The 20,572-nt window shown below is 48.3% G+C and carries 19 protein-coding genes, 1 tRNA gene and 3 pseudogenes; 11 read left to right on the forward strand and 12 right to left on the reverse strand.

Going from position 1 to position 20,572, the window contains the following annotated elements; translation table 11 throughout:
* Positions 1-123: 123 nt before the first annotated feature.
* Positions 124-379 (reverse strand): annotated as a pseudogene (locus M977_RS24100) (IS3 family transposase); the annotation flags it as partial.
* 234 nt (positions 380-613) lie between these two features.
* Here M977_RS24100 and M977_RS00405 point away from each other — a divergent pair.
* Together M977_RS00405 and M977_RS00410 are read left to right on the forward strand one after the other, a co-directional pair.
* Complete coding sequence (locus M977_RS00405; protein ID WP_064511585.1) at positions 614-1,465, forward strand: aldo/keto reductase; 852 nt, start codon at positions 614-616, stop codon at positions 1,463-1,465.
* Between the two features lie 26 nt (positions 1,466-1,491).
* Positions 1,492-2,481 (forward strand): aldo/keto reductase, encoded by a 990-nt coding sequence (locus tag M977_RS00410; protein ID WP_064511586.1) that lies wholly within the window; start codon positions 1,492-1,494, stop codon positions 2,479-2,481.
* A 34-nt stretch (positions 2,482-2,515) separates the two neighbouring features.
* Here M977_RS00410 and M977_RS00415 read toward each other — a convergent pair whose 3' ends face one another.
* Positions 2,516-3,409: a LysR family transcriptional regulator gene (locus M977_RS00415; RefSeq protein ID WP_064511587.1), complete on the reverse strand. Its 894-nt coding sequence runs from the start codon at positions 3,407-3,409 to the stop codon at positions 2,516-2,518.
* 148 nt (positions 3,410-3,557) lie between these two features.
* Between M977_RS00415 and M977_RS00420 the strand changes: the two genes are divergently transcribed.
* A complete protein-coding gene (locus M977_RS00420; RefSeq protein ID WP_064511588.1) occupies positions 3,558-4,331 on the forward strand; it encodes an SDR family oxidoreductase in 774 nt (257 codons plus the stop codon).
* A 140-nt stretch (positions 4,332-4,471) separates the two neighbouring features.
* Positions 4,472-4,723, forward strand: coding sequence for a YdgH/BhsA/McbA family protein (locus tag M977_RS00425; protein WP_064511589.1), 252 nt, complete (start codon positions 4,472-4,474; stop codon positions 4,721-4,723).
* Between the two features lie 389 nt (positions 4,724-5,112).
* Here M977_RS00425 and M977_RS00430 read toward each other — a convergent pair whose 3' ends face one another.
* Positions 5,113-6,306, reverse strand: a complete 1,194-nt coding sequence (locus M977_RS00430; protein ID WP_064511590.1) for a tyrosine-type recombinase/integrase — start codon at positions 6,304-6,306, stop codon at positions 5,113-5,115.
* 163 nt (positions 6,307-6,469) lie between these two features.
* Positions 6,470-6,544: transfer RNA gene (locus M977_RS00435), tRNA-Gly, on the reverse strand.
* A gap of 302 nt (positions 6,545-6,846) precedes the next feature.
* Here M977_RS00435 and M977_RS26060 point away from each other — a divergent pair.
* A pseudogene (locus M977_RS26060) lies at positions 6,847-7,151 on the forward strand (site-specific integrase); the annotation flags it as partial.
* 45 nt (positions 7,152-7,196) lie between these two features.
* On the forward strand, positions 7,197-8,132 hold the full coding sequence (gene ttcA / locus M977_RS00440) for a tRNA 2-thiocytidine(32) synthetase TtcA (RefSeq protein ID WP_064511591.1): 936 nt from the start codon (positions 7,197-7,199) through the stop codon (positions 8,130-8,132).
* 44 nt (positions 8,133-8,176) lie between these two features.
* On the opposite strand, the gene ynaL is transcribed toward ttcA, so the two are convergent.
* Both ynaL and zntB read right to left on the reverse strand, forming a co-directional pair.
* Positions 8,177-8,329 carry a proline-rich small protein YnaL gene (gene ynaL / locus M977_RS26200; protein WP_461336306.1) on the reverse strand — a complete coding sequence of 51 codons (153 nt, stop codon included), beginning with the start codon at positions 8,327-8,329 and terminating at the stop codon, positions 8,177-8,179.
* 264 nt (positions 8,330-8,593) lie between these two features.
* Positions 8,594-9,577 carry a zinc transporter ZntB gene (gene zntB, locus M977_RS00445; RefSeq protein WP_064511592.1) on the reverse strand — a complete coding sequence of 328 codons (984 nt, stop codon included), beginning with the start codon at positions 9,575-9,577 and terminating at the stop codon, positions 8,594-8,596.
* Positions 9,578-9,794: 217 nt separating this feature from the next.
* On the opposite strand from zntB, the pseudogene M977_RS00450 reads away from it, so the two are divergent.
* Together M977_RS00450 and M977_RS25115 are read left to right on the forward strand one after the other, a co-directional pair.
* Positions 9,795-10,883: pseudogene (locus M977_RS00450) on the forward strand (GGDEF domain-containing protein).
* Positions 10,849-10,995 (forward strand): YoaK family small membrane protein, encoded by a 147-nt coding sequence (locus M977_RS25115; protein WP_425339031.1) that lies wholly within the window; start codon positions 10,849-10,851, stop codon positions 10,993-10,995. Before M977_RS00450 ends, M977_RS25115 begins: the two are co-directional and overlap by 35 nt.
* Positions 10,996-11,084: 89 nt before the next feature.
* On the opposite strand, the gene M977_RS00455 is transcribed toward M977_RS25115, so the two are convergent.
* A complete protein-coding gene (locus M977_RS00455; RefSeq protein ID WP_064511593.1) occupies positions 11,085-12,704 on the reverse strand; it encodes a peptide ABC transporter substrate-binding protein in 1,620 nt (539 codons plus the stop codon).
* A 245-nt stretch (positions 12,705-12,949) separates the two neighbouring features.
* On the opposite strand from M977_RS00455, the gene M977_RS00460 reads away from it, so the two are divergent.
* Together M977_RS00460 and mpaA are read left to right on the forward strand one after the other, a co-directional pair.
* Positions 12,950-13,420: a hypothetical protein gene (locus M977_RS00460; RefSeq protein ID WP_064511594.1), complete on the forward strand. Its 471-nt coding sequence runs from the start codon at positions 12,950-12,952 to the stop codon at positions 13,418-13,420.
* Between the two features lie 97 nt (positions 13,421-13,517).
* A complete protein-coding gene (gene mpaA, locus M977_RS00465; RefSeq protein ID WP_064511595.1) occupies positions 13,518-14,225 on the forward strand; it encodes a murein tripeptide amidase MpaA in 708 nt (235 codons plus the stop codon).
* A gap of 7 nt (positions 14,226-14,232) precedes the next feature.
* Here the strand turns inward: mpaA and ycjG are convergent, their stop codons facing one another.
* Entirely contained in the window at positions 14,233-15,198 is a 966-nt protein-coding gene (gene ycjG, locus M977_RS00470; protein ID WP_064511596.1) for an L-Ala-D/L-Glu epimerase, read from the reverse strand.
* 275 nt (positions 15,199-15,473) lie between these two features.
* Here ycjG and tpx point away from each other — a divergent pair, with 275 nt between their 5' ends.
* On the forward strand, positions 15,474-15,980 hold the full coding sequence (gene tpx, locus M977_RS00475; RefSeq protein ID WP_064511597.1) for a thiol peroxidase: 507 nt from the start codon (positions 15,474-15,476) through the stop codon (positions 15,978-15,980).
* A 34-nt stretch (positions 15,981-16,014) separates the two neighbouring features.
* On the opposite strand, the gene tyrR is transcribed toward tpx, so the two are convergent.
* The 4 genes from tyrR to pspD all read right to left on the reverse strand — a co-directional run bounded on the left by tyrR (position 16,015) and on the right by pspD (position 20,548).
* The gene (tyrR, locus tag M977_RS00480; RefSeq protein WP_064511598.1) at positions 16,015-17,577 is read right to left on the reverse strand and encodes a transcriptional regulator TyrR; all 1,563 of its coding nucleotides are present in this window, start codon (positions 17,575-17,577) and stop codon (positions 16,015-16,017) included.
* A 158-nt stretch (positions 17,578-17,735) separates the two neighbouring features.
* Positions 17,736-18,800: a YcjF family protein gene (locus M977_RS00485; protein ID WP_064511599.1), complete on the reverse strand. Its 1,065-nt coding sequence runs from the start codon at positions 18,798-18,800 to the stop codon at positions 17,736-17,738.
* A complete protein-coding gene (locus tag M977_RS00490) occupies positions 18,797-20,194 on the reverse strand; it encodes a YcjX family GTP-binding protein (protein WP_064511600.1) in 1,398 nt (465 codons plus the stop codon). The genes M977_RS00485 and M977_RS00490 overlap by 4 nt, the downstream gene beginning before the upstream one ends.
* 123 nt (positions 20,195-20,317) lie before the next feature.
* Positions 20,318-20,548, reverse strand: a complete 231-nt coding sequence (gene pspD, locus M977_RS00495; RefSeq protein ID WP_064511601.1) for a phage shock protein PspD — start codon at positions 20,546-20,548, stop codon at positions 20,318-20,320.
* Between the last annotated feature and the right edge of the window lie 24 nt (positions 20,549-20,572).

A 20,572-nucleotide genomic window follows, 5' to 3' on the forward strand; every position in this document is an offset into this window, starting at 1 on the left:
TTCTCATATCCGCTATAGATGAAGTGGCACCAAAGAGTGCAAGATTAAAATAAAAATTAGACATCATTCCTCTTCTTTAAAATCACAGGTTAGTGATCCTACCCACGTAATGTGTACACCGCTCTAAGCGCGATTCTGGTTTTCAAATTGTTCAGGGCTGAGACCACCACAAGCGCTGTGACGACGCCAGCGATTGTAATCACACGCGATATAATTAAACACCGATGTCCGCATTATTTCCCGATTGATAAAGCGCTCACCGTGGATACATTCGACTTTCAGTGAGTGGAGGAAGCTTTCCACACAAGCATTGTCATAACAGCAGCCATTCGCACTCATATTTGCCACGCGGGTTGTGTCGCTTCAATTTGGGTTTGAATTAACGAAAGAGTGGGAAGGCGATCAGCGGGGCAGTACCATCACTGAGCAGCAGTTCACCCGCAACATCATATAATTGGTGAGTTTTCAGCACTGTCCGCTTTTGGCACTAAGCCGACCTTCAGCCCCTCTAAATTAATGAACAAATCTAATAAACCCTAGCTAATTACCCCATCTAATCGAATAAATCAGTTTGCGTTATGCTTTTCCTACACAACAGCTGAAGGACAACGTCATGCAAACTGTAAAACTGAACAACGGTATTGAAATGCCCCTGCTGGGCTTTGGTGTCTTCCAGATGACGGATGCCGGAGAATGCGAAAGAGCCGTTATTGATGCCATAGATACAGGATACCGCCTGATCGATACCGCTGCGTCTTACCAGAATGAAACCCAGGTCGGGAACGCACTGAAACAGACCAGTATTGCCCGTAACGAACTCTTTGTAACGACCAAACTTTGGCTACAGGATACCAATTACGAAGGCGCTAAAGCACAGTTCGAACGCTCCCTGAATCGGCTGCAACTTGATTACGTCGACCTGTATCTGATTCACCAGCCTTATGGCGATGTCCATGGGGCATGGCGTGCTATGGAAGAACTGCAGCAGGCAGGCAAAATTCGCGCCATTGGTGTCAGCAATTTCCATCCTGACAGACTGGCCGACCTTATCGCCTTCAACAAAGTTGCCCCTGCGGTAAACCAGATTGAAGTTAACCCCTTCAACCAGCAGCTGCATGCTGTTCCATGGAATCAAAGCCGTGGCATTCAGCCGGAAGCCTGGGCACCGTTTGCTGAGGGTAAAAATGGCCTGTTCCAGCATCCCGTGTTAACGGCAATTGGTCAGAAGTACGGCAAAAGCGTGGGCCAGGTTGTACTGCGTGGGATCTTCCAGCGAGGCATCGTTTCACTGGCCAAATCGGTGCGAAAAGAACGAATGGAAGAGAATATTAACATCCTCGATTTTGAACTCAGCTCTGAAGATATGCTGCAAATTGCCGCCCTCGACACCGCAACCAGTGCCTTCTTCTCTCACCGCGACCCGGCGATGGTGGAATGGCTGACTGGCCGCAAACTTGATGTTTAAGACGCGATAAAAGAGGTATTTATTCAATGCAAAAACGTTATCTGGGTCAATCCGGGCTCGAAGTCTCAGCGCTTGGACTCGGCTGCATGGGCTTAAGCCACGGCTACGGCCCGGCGACCGATACCCGTCAGGCTATCGAGCTCATTCGCGCTGCGGTTGAACGTGGCGTCACCTTCTTCGATACCGCCGAAGTATATGGCCCCTTCCTTAATGAAGAGGTTGTCGGCGAAGCCTTAAAACCGTTTCGTGACCGCGTGGTCATCGCCACCAAGTTTGGTTTTACTTTTGGCGACGACAACAAGCAGCAGATTTTAAACAGCCGTCCGGAGCATATCCGTGAAGCTGTTGAAGGATCATTACGCCGCCTTAAGACTGATGTCATTGATCTGCTGTATCAACACCGTGTCGACCCGGATGTCCCCATTGAAGATGTTGCGGGTGCAGTGAAAGACCTGATCGCGGAAGGCAAAGTCAAACATTTCGGTCTGTCCGAAGCAGGTGCACAAACCATTCGTCGGGCGCATGCTGTACAACCAGTCACTGCACTGCAAAGCGAATATTCCATGTGGTGGCGCGAGCCTGAGCAGGAGATCCTGCCATTGCTGGAGGAACTGGGTATTGGTTTTGTGCCTTTCAGCCCATTAGGCAAGGGCTTCCTGACGGGTTCGATTATACCAGGAACGACGTTTGGCAAGGATGATTACAGAAGCCAAGTGCCGCGTTTCGCCGAGCAGGCGATTGAAGCCAATGAAAAGCTGGTCTCATTGCTGGGTGAACTGGCTGCAGAGAAAGGCGTGACGTCTGCGCAAATTGCGCTGGCATGGCTGCTGGCACAAAAGCCTTGGATTGCTCCTATTCCTGGCACCACCAAACTGCACCGGCTTGAGGAAAACCTGGGGGCTGCCGACATCATGCTTTCCCAGGATGACTCACGTCAGATAACCCAGGCGCTTGAAACAATTAAAGTCGTCGGCGAACGTTACTCTCCTGAGCACCAGGCCCGCGTAGGCCGTTAATATCCGGACGGGTCCGCTGAGATTGGCGGACCCGTTATTCCTGGTAGCGAAGCGCATCGATCATCAGCGCAAAAGCGGGCGGATGCTGCTTACGGCTCGGGTAGTAAAGATAATATCCGGGGAAAGACGGACACCAGTCCTGCAGAACCTGAATCAGCTCTCCTGACTTTATATAATCCTGCACCCTGTCTTCAGGTATACAGGCGATGCCAAAACCGGATAAAGCCGCATCAATTCTTTCCGCCTGCAGATTAAACGTTACCTGCCCTTCTACTCTGACCCGTAACGGTTTCCCATCCTTCTCAAACTCCCAGTGGTAAAGTCCGCCGGCTGTCGGCAGGCGCATATTGATGCACCGGTGATTTTGTAGCTCGTGCGGCGTTTCAGGTACAGGGTTTGCAGCGAAATAAGACGGTGCTCCCACTACAGCCATTCTCATGTCCGGCCCAATTCTTACCGCAATCATGTCCTTATCCACGCTTTCGCCCAAGCGAATCCCGGCATCAAAACGCCCTTCAACAATATCGACAAAACCGTTATCAACCACCAGTTCGAGATTGATTTCCGGATATTCCCTGAGGAAGGGTTTTAACTTCGGCCATACCAGACTTCGCGCGGAATGCTCCCCGGCAGATAAACGGATATTGCCGGAGGCAGTGCCGTTCAGTTGAACAAGCGATTCCAGCTCCTGCTCAAGATCGGCAATACGGGGTTCAAGGCAGGCGATAATTCTCTCACCGGCTTCTGTAGGGGCAACGCTTCGGGTCGTGCGGGTCAGAAGGCGGATATTCAGCCTTTCCTCCAGTGCCTTCATCGCGTGGCTGAGTGCAGATTGAGAAACGCCCAGTTTACCCGCTGCTTTGGTAAAACTTCGCTCCCTTGCTACCACAAGAAAGATTTGCAGTTCGTTGAAGTTTTCTTTGAGCATCGGCAATTTCCTTGTGGAGACATTCCCTTCAACGCGCACTCATGAAGGGTGTTCATAGACACAATCATTTTAGCCCTATTACTGACAATAATGATAATTGATATTCTGACCGTATCGAAAATAAGTCTGAATTATCAGAAGGTTTATCATGAAAATACTCGTTGCAGGAGCGACAGGAAGTATTGGTCTTCATGTCGTGAATACCGCTATTGAAATGGGCCATCAGCCCGTAGCGCTGGTCAGAAATAAACGTAAAGTAAAATTGCTTCCTCGTGGAACGGATGTTTTTTACGGCGATGTTTCAATGCCTGAAACACTCACCGATTTGCCGAAAAATATTGATGCCATCATCTTCACTCTCGGTTCCGATGGCCAGGGTCGTATTGGTGCCAGAGCGATAGATTACGGCGGTGTGCGTAACATTTTAAGGATATTCAAGGATACGCCTGTTCGCATCGGCTTAATGACTACGATTGGCGTGACTGAACGGCTCAGCACCTGGAATCAACGCACTGAGGTTCATGACTGGAAAAGACGTGCCGAGCGTCTGGTCAGGGCGAGTGGTCATCCCTATACCATAGTCAGGCCCGGCTGGTTTGATTACAACAATGATGATGAACATAGAATCGTTATGCTCCAAGGGGATCGACGTCATGCAGGAACACCGGATGATGGTGTGATATCCCGGGAGCAAGTAGCCCAAGTTCTGGTCAGTGCCCTGACCAACGATGCGGCAAAAAATAAAACGTTCGAGCTGGTGGCTAAACCAGGAGAAGCGCAGCAGGATCTTACCCCACTGTTTGCAGACCTGCAGACTGATGATCCACAAAAAAATGATGGAGTTTTAGACATAGACAATATGCCTCTACGTGAAGAACCTGAGTACATTATTAACGAGCTGAACCTGTATTCAAAAAATTAACCAATCTACAACCCTGACAATGTTGTCATATAGCGGTCAGCCTCATGACAGCTTAGAACTGTATATTTGAATATACAGACGGATGAAGTTACTCCTGATAAAACCCAGTTTCAAACATATTGTTAAATGAGGTGCTAGATATGAAAACACTACTTATTACTACTTTGGTCATGGGATTTATTTCAGTGAATACCGCCTCTGTTGCTCAGGAAATTAATCATGCAGATGGGAAACAAAAGATTGGTGTAGTCTCAGCCAGCAATGCCTATACGCTTGATGAGTTATCGGATGTCCTTTCTCGTAAGGCTGATGGGGAAGGAGCAACGTCGTTCAAAATTCTGTCAACCACTGGGAATAATCGGTTGCACGGGGTTGCTGAAATATATAAGTAAATCATTAGTAAATAGAAAAGGATGTGTAAGTATCTCACAATATCTCTCTGGAACAGAACAGTGTAAATATATATTTGAATTCTCATATATGAATGAAGATAGCGTCGGGAAAAAGTCAGCTGAAGCGCCTAAGCCAATCAGTATGTTGATGTTCTTGTTGTATATATCCAGTGGCTGAATCGCCCCAAACATACTTACCTCCCTTATTTTCTGTGTTGAAAATAACATCAGTGTATAGGCAGACCAAGTTTTGACTTAGGCAAAAATTTGTAGCAATAGTCACTACTACTCTGGTTTTTCAACTATTGCAGTTAGCAGCATATATTGAATTAAACCCGTCCAGACGTCTGGACGGGTTTAATTACTTTTCGAGACTGCATTTCAACATATCAGCTTGTAATAATCCCTTTTTTTCCTAAATTACTAGTAAAATCCCCGTACCACTGCATCATATCCCTTCTCCCTTCCAGATACTGAGCGTGGTTATATGTCCCACGAATAGAGTTCTTATCGACGTGAGCCAGTTGTAGCTCAATCCAGGCCGAGTTGAATCCCTGCTCATGCAAAATGGTACTCATCGTGTGACGGAATCCATGCCCCGTAACGAGTCCGGCATAGCCGATGCGCTTGACCAACACAGTCAATGCCATATCACTCATCGGTTTCTTGGGATTATTACGTCCAGGGAACAACAACGCTCCTGCTCCCGTCATGAGTTTAAGCTGATTAAGTAGGTCAATTGCCTGGCTTGACAATGGAACTAAATGGGGACGGCGCATTTTCATGCGTTCTGCGGGTACGTTCCAAACCTTTCGCTCAAAATCAAATTCCCGCCACTCTGCTTGTCTCAGTTCTCCGGGCCTTACTCCGGTCAAAATAAGCAGCTGCATGGATAACTTAACAAGCACACTACCAGTATAGGTGTGCAGGATACGAAGAAACTCTGGCAATTCGTCCTGGGTTAAAAAAGCATAATGCTTTTTCTCATGAGGAGTTACGGCACTGGCTAAATCAGGCGCTGGGTTGTACTCAGCCCTGCCAGTGACTATTGCATACTTCCAGACCTCTCCACACCTTTGACGAACTTTACGGACCTTCTCTGTTGCACCTCGAGCCTCGATCTTAGACAGAACGGCAAGCAACTCCATCGGCTTGATATCTTTGATTGGTCGGTGACCGATATATGGAAACACATCCGTCTCAAAGGTTCTCATCATCTCTTCACGATAGGAGACAGACCAGCGATCATAGCGACGCTGATACCACTCCCGAGTGATAGCTTCAAACGAGTTTTCTGCGTCCTGTTGACGACTAAGTTTCTCAATTTTGCGCTCAAGAGAAGGATCGTTGCCAGCCGCTAATGTCCTTTTAGCATCCTCACGCTTACTTCTGGCTTCAGCTAAAGAAACATCGGGGTAAACGCCAATCGCAAGCAGCTTCTCTTTGCGTAGCGAACGGTATTTGAGACGCCAGTATCTCTTACCGTTGGGATTAACCAGCAAGTAAAGACCACCATCATCGGCCAGTTTGTAGGGCTTCTCTTTGGGTTTTGCAGTTTCAACCTGACGAGCAGTTAACTTCATTGGGGGTACCTCTCAGCAGGGGTACAATTATACCCCCATCCATACCCCCACATTAGGGTTGACCCTGAGGGAGTACTATTGAGTTCAATTGACTAATAGAATGCTATAGCTGCTGATTTATCAAGGGAAAATTGAGTTAGGTAGACTTCAGGAGAGTTTAGTTTGGAGCGGTCAGCGGGAATCGAACCCGCATCATCAGCTTGGAAGGCTGAGGTAATAGCCATTATACGATGACCGCTTTGGTCCGCCACCGGAGCCTCGAACCCCGTACTACAACCTATGATTGCCGCTCTTCCCGATGAGCTAGTGGCGGTTTGGTAATTCTACCGACACATTCGATTTAATAATCACACACTCTGGAGAGGGTTAACGGCCGGCGCGGCATAATACATAAGTGAAATTACCCATGCAATCTATATGTATTTATTTAGGTGGTATTTTCACGCTACTGATTATTATAACAACAATTGCGCAAAAATAAGCCAACTAAGCAAGAGAGTCCGCATATTTCATCATTGTGAATACAGGAAGAGATAACCGCAGCAAATACGCTTCATTTTTGTTCCCGAAATCTGGCTGGATGAGCAAAAACTTTACTATTCACTATCGTCAATGGAGCCCGAATGGAACGCAGCTGTAAAACGTGCTGGCATTCGCGGTGGCAATCCGTACCATACACGCCACACTTACGCATGCTGGATACTTACAACGGGAAGAAACCCGTCATTTATCGCCTGCCAGATGGGCCATGAAATACCCAAATGGTTTATGACATTGATTCAACCTGGATACAGGATATGAACGGCGATCGATTCGGCATGCTAAACCAAAAACTCGCGCTATAGGCTGTGCCCCTGTGGTGCCCCTGAAACAACCGGCAAATCAATAAAATGCAAGATAAACAAGAAATTACAAAGAAAGATCAATACAACCTGAACAAATTACAGAAGCGCCTGCGTCGTAACGTGGGTGAAGCGATCGCCGATTACAATATGATTGAAGAAGGCGACCGTATTATGGTCTGCCTGTCAGGCGGCAAAGACAGCTACACCATGCTGGAAATTCTACGCAACTTACAGCAAAGCGCGCCGATTAATTTCAGCCTGGTGGCCGTTAACCTCGATCAAAAACAACCTGGCTTCCCTGAACATATCCTGCCTGCCTATCTGGAAAGCATCGGTGTTGAGTACAAAATTGTTGAAGAGAACACTTACGGCATCGTTAAAGATAAGATCCCGGAAGGCAAAACTACCTGTTCTCTGTGCTCTCGTTTACGCCGTGGCATCCTTTACCGTACAGCGACTGAGCTGGGTGCGACGAAAATCGCTCTTGGTCATCATCGTGACGACATCCTTCAGACGCTGTTCCTGAATATGTTCTACGGCGGGAAGATGAAGGGTATGCCACCAAAATTGATGAGTGATGACGGGAAACATATCGTCATTCGTCCGTTGGCTTATTGCCGTGAGAAAGACATTGAGCGTTTTGCAATTGCTCGTGAATATCCGATAATTCCTTGCAATCTGTGTGGTTCGCAGCCGAATCTACAGCGCCAGGTCATTGGTGAAATGCTGCGTGACTGGGATAGACGTTATCCAGGCCGTATCGAAACCATGTTCAGTGCCATGCAAAACGTTGTGCCTTCGCACATGTGTGACACGGAACTGTTCGATTTTAAAGGGCTGCAACACGGTGCTGAAGTCGTTAATGGCGGAGATTTAGCATTCGACCGCGAAGAGTTGCCGATGCAACCTGCTGGCTGGCAGCCAGAAGAAGATGACAGTGAAACGCCAATTCAACGCCTCGATATCCTCGAAATCAAATAGTTATACCTTCCCTCTCTCGCCTGAGAGAGAGGGAAACCTCAACGCTAACTATGCGGTGGTGGTTCGATAATCGGTCTTTGGTCGGGATCTAGTGGTGGGTCTGGTATCGGCTGAGGTCTGGGGATCGGATCAGGTACTGGGGTAGGTTCACTCGGAAACGACGGGTCACTCATCTCTAATCTTCGATAAACAGTCATCATTGCCTCCTTTAAATACTCCTTTTAAGCATAGACCACATATTGCAGACAAAAAAAAGCCGACTAATAGTCGGCTCGTACGAATCAATTGTGCTATGCAGTAATTCTAAAAAAGGAAGTAAGACAATATGGAGCGCAACGCCCATCGCTTGACGTTGCATTCACCTGCGAGAGAGATATTGCCTTGAACCGGCGTTCCATTTATTGACCTTGCTCAACTAACGCAGCCTTTTTTAACCTGCAGCATGTTAAAAATGTTAAATTTTACAGCCATTTACTACGATGTAACCACCAGGCAACACCGCCTATAAGAACCACCAACATGATACAAAATAGGCTGAAGCCAAAATGCCAGCCACCGCCAGGAATACCGCCCAAATTCACACCAAATAGCCCTGTCAAAAAAGTGCTGGGTAAAAAAACCATCGCCATTAGTGACATGGTGTAGGTTCTTCTTCCCATTGCTTCCTGCATAACCTGGGCAATTTCGTCAGTCATAACCGCAGTGCGCGCGATACAAGCATCAATTTCATCAAGCCCGCGCCCTAACCTGTCGGAAATATCCTGCATACGACGACGATGATCATCAGTCATCCAGGGTAAACGCTCACTCGAAAGGCGCGCATAAACATCTCGCTGAGGTGCCATGTAACGGCGCATGACGATTAACTGTTTACGCAGTAGAGCAAGGAAACCACGCGGCGGAATTTGCTGATCTAGCAAGTTATCTTCAAGGTCGATGATTTTGTCATGTAGTTGTTCAATAAACTCACTTGCGTGATCGGTCAGCGCATCACAAACATCCACCAGCCAGCTTCCACAATCGAGTGGGCCGGCGCCTTCCTTAAGATCATTCACTACATCGTCGAGCGCCAAAACTTGACGCTGACGCGTTGACACAATAAGCCGCTCATCAATATATAAACGCATGGCAACAAGTTGGTCCGGGCGTTCATCGGTACTGCCATTAATACAGCGCAACGTAATCAAAGTCCCCTCGCCTATGCGCGTAACTCGCGGACGAACGCTCACTCCCGCCAGGGCATCACGAGCATAATTTGGCAGCAACGGCGTCGTTGCCAGCCAATTTGCACTGGCACTATTGGTATAGTTCAAATGCAACCAACCAGGATGTTCGGCATCAATGGTATCGTTATCCTCGATGGTATCGACACCGCCTTTACCATCCAATTGCCAGGCAAACACGGCATCCGGCACATTTAACTGGTATCCCTTAATGGTTTCCACTGCATTATCTCCACGTGTTACCACAATATTGTTGTCAGTCTAGCTGTCTTCATTTGTTATGTAACTCGGAAAAATATGCAAACACGCTGAATTTGCTGAATAAAAAATGTTACATTTCCGCAGTTTTTTAGACCCAATCATGCCTCGCGGCATTCGGAGATGATGTTTGTCAGAAAGACGTAGGGCTTCACCCAATTTAGACCTTCGCCTAAAGACCATGCGCCAACGGGCAATCACTGTCAGTGGCCCGTGGTTTCTATGGATTAATTTGTTGTTCTGCTTATTTATTTTAGGCAGGCATTACTTCTCACCCTCGCTGCAAATCGCCAGCGTTACGGCATCAGTACCCATACTGGAAATTCTTATGGGGCTAATTCTCGCAGTCTCATCATCAGCCATTTTCATTTTGCGCATGGCGCACGATCAACATGCTGAGTGGTTAAGCAAATTTCTGTACGGAGCATTGCTTTGTATCAGCGCGTTATGGGTAGGATGTTTTTATGTATTTCTGGCGAGCGGCGATTCGCGGATTGTTTTCCCGTTCGCTGCCTTGCTGATTTTCACTGCGCTAATTTCACTTTATTTTGATGGCCGAGTGCTACTGAGTTTCACCCTGCCAATCTGGATCTCGATTCTGGTCTGTAATTTTATTTATCCATCTGATCTGACCGTACTGAACGCGCTGCTCTATCTACTTCTGGCGGGTCTATTTGAGTCGGGACGTCGAATCTTGCGCGGTTGGTTTGTGTTGGCGATTAGTCGTGAACAAGAAAATAGAGAATTGATTAAACGGCTACAAGACCTGGCGAATAACGATCCACTTACCGGTATTGCCAATCGTCGTTCTTTTCATCTGCTTCTAGAAAAAGCTATGCAGCGCCAACAACAGTGCGGTACGCCACTTTCATTGGTCATGCTGGATGTCGATTACTTCAAGAAGTACAACGATCATTATGGCCATCAGGCTGGTGATGAGTGTCTGGTGAAAATCGCTCAATGTCTGGTGGAGGCTACTCGTTCAACACATGACGCTGTTGCTCGCTTTGGCGGAGAGGAGTTTATTATTTTGCTGCCAGATGCAGTGGAGAAGCAGGCAATTGAAGTCGCTTAACGAATCAGGCTGAACCTACAGGCCCTCTCTATCCCACACGCAGCCTCACCCATAATGCCTTATGTTACTATCAGTCTCGGTATTGCCACTCTGATACCCGGAACCACCGCGACACGCCTTATCGCACAAGCAGATGCCGCGTTGTATAAAGCAAAAGAAAATGGCCGCAACCGGTGGCAAACGTACCAACACTAGCAAAGAGAGAAAAATGAAAATTGGCGTACTGTTTCCAATAGCAATCATTGTTGCAGCGATTGTATTCATCACCTGGTTTATTGCTGGTGGCTACGCGACATCCGCTTCTTGATAAAGCAAACCACAGAGATGGTAAAGAATATATGTTCAAAGAGCCGGTCAGTTGCGTAACTGGCCGGCATCACGAAGGATGGGCTAAATCTAGTGAGCCACGATATACATCGTGCGGCTATATGCGACATCTTCAGGGTTATTAATTGGATAACCTTTCAACCATGGCTTGATTAAACGGCCATTAGTGTACTGATAGATAGGCGCTATTGGCGCTTTTTCCTGGATGATTTTCTCAGCCTGGTTGTAGTCTTTATTACGCGCTTCATCCGTAGTTTCCTGGCTCGCTTGCTGCAGGATTTTGTCATATTCCGGCGAGTTGAAGCGTGAGATATTGCCGCTGTGGGATGAAGTTAACAATGACAGGAAGGTAGACGGTTCGTTGTAGTCACCTACCCATGAAGCGCGGATAACATCGAAGTTACCGGTGTTACGGCTATCGATATATGTCTTCCACTCTTGGTTTTGCAGCTTCACATCCACACCCAGATTTTTCTTCCACATTGAAGCCACTGCTATAGCAATCTTCTGGTGGTTTTCCGAGGTGTTGTACAAGAGGGTGAGTTTAAGCGGATTGGTCGGTCCGTAGCCTGCGGCCTGCAATAAAGTTTTCGCCTGTGCATTGGCCTCTTCCTGGCTCATTTGCTCAAATGGCGAAGTTTCCGGTTTAAATCCAGCGGTTACATCCGGAGTAAAACGCCATGCAGGTTTTTCGCCTGTCCCCAGCACTTTTTCAGCCATTATATGACGATCAATGGTCATACTCAGGGCAAGACGCACTCGTTGATCGGCAGTCGGGCCTTTTTGAGTATTGAAAGCGTAATAATACGTACCCAACTGCGGTGGGGTGTAAACCTGACCTGGAATATCTTTTAGCAATTTCTGGTAGAGGTTTTTCGGGAAAGATTCAGTAATATCAATATCCCCCGCCAGATAACGTTTTGTTGCCGAAGATTCTTGGTTGATCGGAATAAACGTCACTTGGGTAATAACTGTTTTACTATTATCCCAGTAATGAGGGTTCTGTACCGCCACCAGCTTTTCGTTAACGATGCGATCTTTAAGTGCGTATGCGCCGTTACCCACCAGGTTACCAGGCTTAGTCCAGTCGTTACCGAATTTCTCAACTACAGCTTTAGGAACCGGGTAGAGCGAGAAATTGGCCGTAAGATTTGGGAAATACGGTACTGGTTTATCCAACTGAATTCGTAGCGTTCTGGCATCAACTGCCGTCACCCCCAACTTATCCGCAGGCATTTTTCCATCAATGATGGCTTGCGCGTTGTTAATACCTGCAAGAGCTGCGAACCATGCAAATGGTGAGGTGTTTTTAGGGTCAACCAGACGCTGCCAGCTATATACAAAATCTTGCGCGGTTACAGGTGTTCCATCAGACCAACGCGCGTTATCACGCAGAGTAAAGGTCCAGGTGCGGTTATCATTACTTTGCCATTTCGTCGCAACACCAGGTTCGAGTTGCCCTTTCTCGTTTTGATTCACTAGCCCTTCAAAAAGATCACGGATTACCTGAATTTCCGGTAACCCTACTGCTTTGGCTGGATCAAGAGACGCAGGCTCATCTTTGATATGGCGCACCAGACTCTGGTCGGCGGCAAGTTTAGTACCTGCGGGAACATCCGCAGCCCAGGCTTGAGAAAACAGGCACGTAAGCGTTAATGCACAACTCGTTATACGAAAAGGTATTCTCATGAGTGACCCTGTAGTTGTTAATTTTTAGAGAGGGACGTATCACGCCCAGAACAGACCAGTAATGTATCGCAATTACTTGTATTGCCAATAAGAAAAATAGCATCCCTACATAAGCGAATAGATGAAAATAGCAATTGTCTGAATTTGTCATTTCAACTGTCTAAACGCATTTTTTATATCATCTTTTGTTTTGCCTTTCTCGTATGATTCGCACCAAAAACCACAATCAATAACAGGGAAAGAAAATGACACACAAACATCTCCTTTTTACAGTACTCATCAGTTGTATTACCACAGCATGGGCAGCAGAACCAACACCAGCAATGCTGGGTAATCTGAAAGCCTCTTTGCATCAGACATGTGGTAAAGAGATTGTTGTTCAGATTGCTGAAATGGAAGGTTACGACGAAGGGCGAATCATTCTTGGATTGAAAAACAATCAGACTGGCAATATCGATCTCTTCACTTCTCACAACACCAGTAACAAGCAATATGATAAATATCAGCTGGTTAATTATGATAGTTTGTCCAAAACTCTGGTCATTCTGGAAAATGATCGCCCAGCGGTTGTATGGGGCGGAGCCGTGGCCAACTTGAAAGGAATGGAATATAGCCTGGCACTAGGTTCACATGTCTATCCGTGCACTCAGCTTGTTCCGTTTGAGAATGAGATTGCCAATGACCTTTATGGTGAAAAAGACCTCCCTGCTCATTGATTAAGCACTATGGCCTGGCGGCTATTTGTTTCAGATGAGATTTTTGCTAAACACTGATATTAATAACGTATTGCAACTCATCACAGTAAGGACATTTATGTCAGGCCACCGCCCTCGTTCGCAACGAGGCCATTTGCCTCCGGGCAGCGAACGTTATGGTAAATCTGTTTTCGGCGCACCGCTTATTTGGTTCCCCGCAGCACCCAGCGAGCAGCGCAGTGGGTTAATTATTGCCGGTACACATGGCGATGAAAATGCAGCGATGGTTACGCTGTCTTGCGCATTACGCACTCTTGAGCCCGAATATCGTCGTCATCATGTGGTGCTGGCCGTCAATCCAGATGGTTGCCAACTTGGCTTACGCGCCAACGCCAATGGTGTAGACCTGAATCGTAATTTCCCCGCAGCCAACTGGAAATCAGGTGAAACGGTTTATCGCTGGAACAGTAGCGCGGATGAACGTGATGTGGTGCTCTCTACAGGCAAAAAACCGGGTTCTGAGCCAGAAACCGCAGCCTTATGCCAACTGATTCATACTTTACAACCTGCATGGGTTGTCTCTTTCCACGACCCTTTAGGTTGCATTGAAGATCCTGATAACTCAGTGTTCGGGGCTTGGCTTGCGAAGGAATTCAAACTGCCGTTGGTTACAAGTGTCGGTTATGAAACGCCCGGCTCTTTTGGTAGTTGGTGCGCAGATTTAGATTTGCCTTGTATTACCGCAGAGTTCCCGCCCATCTCGGCTGACGATGCGAGTGAGCGGTATCTGGATGCCATGATGGGCTTATTGCACTGGCAAAAATAATTATCCGTTACGGATAAAGCTTACCGGTTTCAAAATGCAAGCCAGGCTCAACATCCACAGCCAGCCAGGTTGGGCCATCGAGGTCGGCAAAGCGGACTTTAGCTGCCAGCGGTAACGCTGCGGCTATTGCTCGCGAGGTACACAACATACAGCCTAACATCACATCAAAACCGTGTTCGCGCGCGGCCTGAGTTAACGCCAGAGCTTCGGTTAAGCCGCCAGTTTTATCCAGCTTCACATTTACCATCTCGTAACGACCTTTCAGCTCTCGCAAACTTTCGCGGGTATGGCAACTTTCGTCAGCGCAAATAGGTAACGGATGAATGAAGTTAGACAGCGCACTGTCTTGTCCGGCCGGTAAAGGCTGCTCAAGCATCGCAACATTGAGATCGGCCAGTAGCTGGCAACGCGCCGCCAACCCATCGCTGTGCCATGCTTCGTTGGCATCAACAATTAAAACGGCTTCGGGAACCGCGGCACGAATCGCCACCATACGTTCAGTGATTAGTCGGTCATCAATTTTGACCTTCAAAAGACGCGCGCCCTTATCCCACAATAGTTTTGCCGCCGCCGCCATTTGCTCTGGTTCGGCAATGCTGACCGTCTGTGCTGTAGTAATTAATTCAGGAAGCTCAACGCCTGCAGTATATGACAGCGTACGCTTGTTCTTTCTGGCTTCTAAATCCCACAAAGCGCTATCGACAGCATTTCTCGCGGCACCAGCCGGCAAACCATCTTGCAGCTGCGCGCGCGTCATCCCTTTTTCCAGTTGAGGTATAACCGTGGTGATTTGCGCCAGCACCGATTCCACGCTTTCGCCATAACGCGGATACGGCGTGCACTCGCCCACTGCCTTGATACCGTCTTCTTCCAGCTCAACCACCACAACTACCGCTTCGCTGCGAGTTCCGCGTGAAATCACAAACGGTGTATGGAGAGGCCATGCTTCCTGGTAAACCTTGACTGTTCTCATTATTGTTTTGCCTGTGGTCGTTGTTTGTATCCTTCGCAGAGTATACCCAAAATAATTCAAGGTGCATCGAGGCGGCAAGGGAACGAATCCCGATGAGCTTACATAAGTAAGTGATTCGGGTGAGAGAGCGCAGCCAACAAAGAGGCAGCATGAAGTATGAAGGGTATATAGCCAGCGAACACTTTTACTTGCACTATCAGTTTTTTATATTCAGACGAGGAATACTGACATACACTGTTAGCGGCGTTAATTATATGTAAACAGGAAAATCAAACATGTCACAAATCGTTCATTTCCAGGGCAACCCTGTAGCGGTTGCAGGTCAGATCCCACAAGCTGGCAACAAAGCTGAAGCTTTCACTCTGGTAGCAAAAGATCTTTCTGATGTTGCACTGAGCCAGTTCGCCGGAAAACGTAAAGTACTGAACATTTTCCCAAGTATCGATACCGGCGTTTGCGCGGCATCTGTGCGTAAATTCAACCAACTGGCAACTGAGATGGATAACACTGTTGTACTGTGTGTTTCTGCCGATCTGCCATTTGCACAGTCTCGCTTCTGCGGTGCAGAAGGTCTGAGCAATGTGGTAACGCTGTCTACTCTGCGTAACCCTGAATTCCAGCAAGCTTATGGCGTTGGTATTTCTGAAGGCGCACTGAAAGGCCTGACTGCCCGTGCGGTTGTGGTTATCAATGAGAAAGATGAAGTGGTATTCAGCCAGTTAGTGAATGAAATCACTAACGAGCCAGATTATGCTGCGGCGCTGGAAGCTCTCCAGGCTTAAGTGTTAATGCCCCCGATAACCGGGGGCATTCTTACTACTCTTCTGTTTTACGCTGGCTCAAACCATATTCACGTAATTTGTTCGCAATCGCCGTATGTGAAACACCCAGGCGTTTTGCCAGCTTACGCGTACTTGGGTAAGTACGATAAAGCTGTGTCAGTACCGAGCGCTCAAAGCGGCTGGTAATATCATCCAACGACCCTTCCATCGCCTCTTCGCCAACAGCCAAACTGACGGTGTCAAAATCAGGCAGCAAAATATCTTGTGGACGCAATTCGTACCCTTCCAACTGCGTTAACGCGCGATAAATTGCATTTTTCAACTGACGCACATTACCCGGCCATCCGTAACGCGTAAGCACATTACTCAGGTCATTTGCCAATTTCGGGCGCGGAACCCCTTGTTCATCGGCAAATCGTGCCACAAACAATTCAGTCAGAGGCATGATGTCTTGCGGGCGATCACGCAAAGGCGGCAGATTCAGCGTCAGTACATTCAAGCGGTAATAGAGGTCCTCACGGAACTCCCCTTTTTGTACCATTTCAACCAGGTTCTTCTGAGTGGCGCAAATCACACGAACATCAACATGTACTTCGTGTTCTTCACCCACGCGGCGGAAAGTCCCATCGTTGAGGAAGCGCAGCAGTTTAGTTTGCATACGCGGCGACATCTCACCAATCTCATCCAACAGAACCGAGCCACCGTTAGCCTGCTCAAAGAAGCCTTTCTTACCTTCAACAGCGTTAGCGTATGCCCCTGGTGCGTGGCCAAACAGTTCGCTTTCAACGACGTCATCAGGCATTGAGCCACAATTGAGTGCCAGATAGGGTTTCTGCGCTCGCGGGCTACCAAGATGGCAAGCATGTGCAAGTAAATCTTTGCCCGTACCTGTATCACCAACTATCAGCAAAGGTGCATTCAGCAATGCCAGTTTATGTGCCTGATCAACGACATGGCGCATTTTCGGGCTGACAGCGACAATCTGACTAAAAGCGCTGACATCAGTGTTAGAGAGATTTTGTAGCTGGCGACCCATACGCACAGTGGAGCGCAGCATAACAACCGCCCCCACCAGTGAAGACTCTTCGTTTTCACTATCCAGATGAACCGGCGTAATCTCCATCAGGAAGTTCTGCCCGTTGATGACCACATGTTCGGTATGCGACTCAGCCGGAGAACTTTCAAGCCAACGCATAAAATTGAAACCATTCACCAGACTTGCGGCATTGTGGTTACGCAGCTTGTCTTCATTCTGTCCGAATAGCGCACAGCTCGCTGGGTTCGCCAGCTCTACTTTGCTTTTCATATCCAGCGAAAGTACAGGCTCAGGTAGCGCTTCAAGCAATGCACTAAGTGCACGATGCTCACGTTCGGAAGGCATCCACGGCACAGTACGAACATCCGTAACGCCTGGAATACGGCGAATTTCAGCCATCAGACTGCTGAACGAGTCAAATTCAAGTGTCGAGAAATTCAGGTAAATTCGCCCAATTGGATCAATTTCGATTCCTCGCAAATCGATACTACGCAGCACAAGTAAATCAAGTAATTCTCGAGTCAGACCAAGGCGGTCCTGGCAAAAAACTTCCAGACGCATGGAGGTGTCCTTCAATTGCAAAAAGCTGAGTCATTGGGTGGAGTGATGATACTCCAGATAAGTTACGGTCAGAAGAGATGTGTTAAGAAAAGTTGACAGATAAGTCTATGAATGGAGGTGATGCCGTAAACCTTAAGGCTCACGGCATCATTAAAGTGTCACTCGACAGGTTTATTTTTGCTCTTACTCATCGTCTCTTTGAGCTGAACCAACAACTGCTTACGGAAGTCACCCAGACGAGGCTTGTCACCATCAATCCATGGCAACGGACGGCAAAGCTCCATTGCTTTAATCCCAAGGCGAGCCGTCAGTAAACCTGCGCCAATCCCCTGCGCTGCACGAGTAGACAGTCGCGCTGCGAGATCCTGACCTAGCCAGTCCATCCCCACCTCACGCACAAGTTCACTCGCTCCAGCAAAGGCGATGTTCAGTAGCACCAGACGGAACAAACGAATACGGCTGTAGTATCCAAGTTCGATGCCGTAAAGCGTGGCGATTCGGTTAATCAGTCGTAAATTGCGCCATGCAATAAACGCCATATCCACCAACGCAAGCGGACTTACAGCAATCATCAATGTTGATTCAGCAGCGGAGCGACTTATTTCCCGACGCGCTTGATTATCAAGCACTGGCTGAACCAGACGTGCATACAACTCGACCACTTCCCGGTCATTTTGCGTTTCGTGAATTGCCGCATACCAGCGTTGCAGCGCAGGATGTCCGTGATCAAGCCCAGCCTGACGTGCCAGTTTTTCACAAAATGCCCGGCCTTTGCCCATGCCGTGACTGTTCATCAAATCACGTGCTTCATCGCGTTCTTCGGCTCGTTGGCGTAAACGCCATAAACGTCGCCATTCGGTAGCGACTGAACCAATCCCTGCGGCAATAATTAACCCACCGGCAATACCGCCGCCGAGCGCAATCCAGTCCTGGGTTATAAATGCGTTATGCGTCCATTGGATACCTTGCGCCACAACGCTGACACCGAATAACCCAAGCCCAACCTGAACCATGCGTCGCCAGAGGCTACGTTTAGGATGTAGCGCCGCTTCAATCACCGCTTCCGCCTGCCCATCGTCTTCCATTTCATCGAGTTGAGTTAGTGCTGGTGTGAATTTTTCTGCTTCAGGCTCGCTAAATGCGTGTGGTGCTTTATAAATGGGTTCTTGTTCCACTTCCAGTGGTTGCGCGAAATCTATACGCGGTTTTAATGGTTCATTCATCGCAATTTATCCCCGATTAAAAACTCCAGTGCCGCATCCATCCGAATATGTGGCATCGGTCTGTCTACATCCATGACTTGCGGGCGGAACTGTTCAAACTGAAAACCTTGTTTCTCCCAGAATGCACTGCCTGGCAAACGCGCCGGGACTTCGCCTGGGTAGACAGTCAGCGGTGCACCATCACCTAAACGGTTACCACGCAGTGCCGGGATTTGCTCGCCTTTCACGTCAACCAGTCCACTTTGTGTTGCCTGTACTGACGCAAGCCCCATGCAGTCCATGTCGATACCTTCAAATGCCGCATTCTGCCAGGCGTCCTGCACCAGTTGCTGAAGTAGTGCGACCATGTTGGCGTGTTGGTCTACCGTAACGTGATCGGCCTTAGTGGCGGCAAACAAAAGTTTGTCGATAACCGGCGAAAACAGGCGGCGGAATAGCGTGCGCTGGCCGTAATGGAAACTTTGCATCAGTTGCGTCAGCGCGAGGCGCATATCGTTGAATGCTTGCGGGCCACTGTTGAGCGGCTGAAGACAATCCACCAGTACAATTTGACGGTCAAATTTGAGGAAGTGGTTCTTGTAGAACCCTTTGACCACTTTTTCACAGTAGTATTCAAAACGTGTACGCAAGGTGCCGATATTGGTGGTTTTGTCTGCCTGAGCGAGTTTCGATTCGCCAATGCTATCCACATCTGGCCACGGGAAGAATTGCAACGCCGGAGCGCCAGCCATATCGCCAGGTAAAACAAAACGACCTGGTTGAATAAAATGCAGACCTTCTCGTTTGCAGTGCAGCAGATATTCAGTCCATGCCTCTGAAATGGCTGCAAGGCGGTTTTCATCGGCAGGAGCCAGCGGATCCAAACCTTCACATAATTTGCGCCACTGCGCAGACCATACGGCTCGATCGCCGGTAAGCAGACTGGTCATCTGGCGCGACCAGCTCAGGTAATTTTGCGCCAGCATCGGCAAGTCCAACAGCCACTCACCAGGATAATCGACAATTTCCAGATACAGCGTTGATGTGTCTTTGAAATGGCGCAGCAGTGAATCGTTAGAACGATAACGCAGCGCAAGGCGCATCTCGCTAACACCGCGAGTCGGAGTCGGCCAGTTCGGTGGCGAACCGTATAACTGCGACAGGCCTTCGTCATAGGTAAAACGTTGAATACCTAAATCACGCTGCGGCACACGTTTCACGCCAAGCAGGCGTTCTTCACGTACCGCATTAAGCAACGGCAAACGCGCGCCGTTATGCACGCTCAATAATTGGTTCACCATCGCGGTGATAAAAGCCGTCTTACCGCTGCGGCTTAAACCGGTTACGGCAAGACGTAAATGTCGGTCCACACCCCGGTTCATCAGGGCATTCAGTTCATTCTTGATTCTGTTCATATGCGTCCTGGTTGCGCCCGTTGTCTCTCAACTGAGGAGAATCTTCACTGATTGTAATAAATATGGATTGTTAATACCGAATCAATGGCAAATGAATTGAAAATCAAAAGTGTGGAGAAAAGATTACTTTGCGGTGCCGCCTTGAGTGCGAGCAGAAATTTTGCGCAGCACTCGTGCCAGCAGTGGCTCAAGGGTTAGCGCCAGTAGCATTTTCAATGGACGGCGCGCGACAGATTTAACCGCCCAACCCGCGACGCCTGCAGGGCCGTAGCGCAGGGCAGTCAGCAATACTAACTTACCGACAATTTTCAGGCCCGGCTTAGCCTTGTTCGCAGCCGTCTGGAATTTAGACATGGTTTCTCCCGATTACAACGGGGG

This window comes from Buttiauxella gaviniae ATCC 51604 (genome assembly GCF_001654835.1).
Taxonomy (GTDB): domain Bacteria; phylum Pseudomonadota; class Gammaproteobacteria; order Enterobacterales; family Enterobacteriaceae; genus Buttiauxella; species Buttiauxella gaviniae.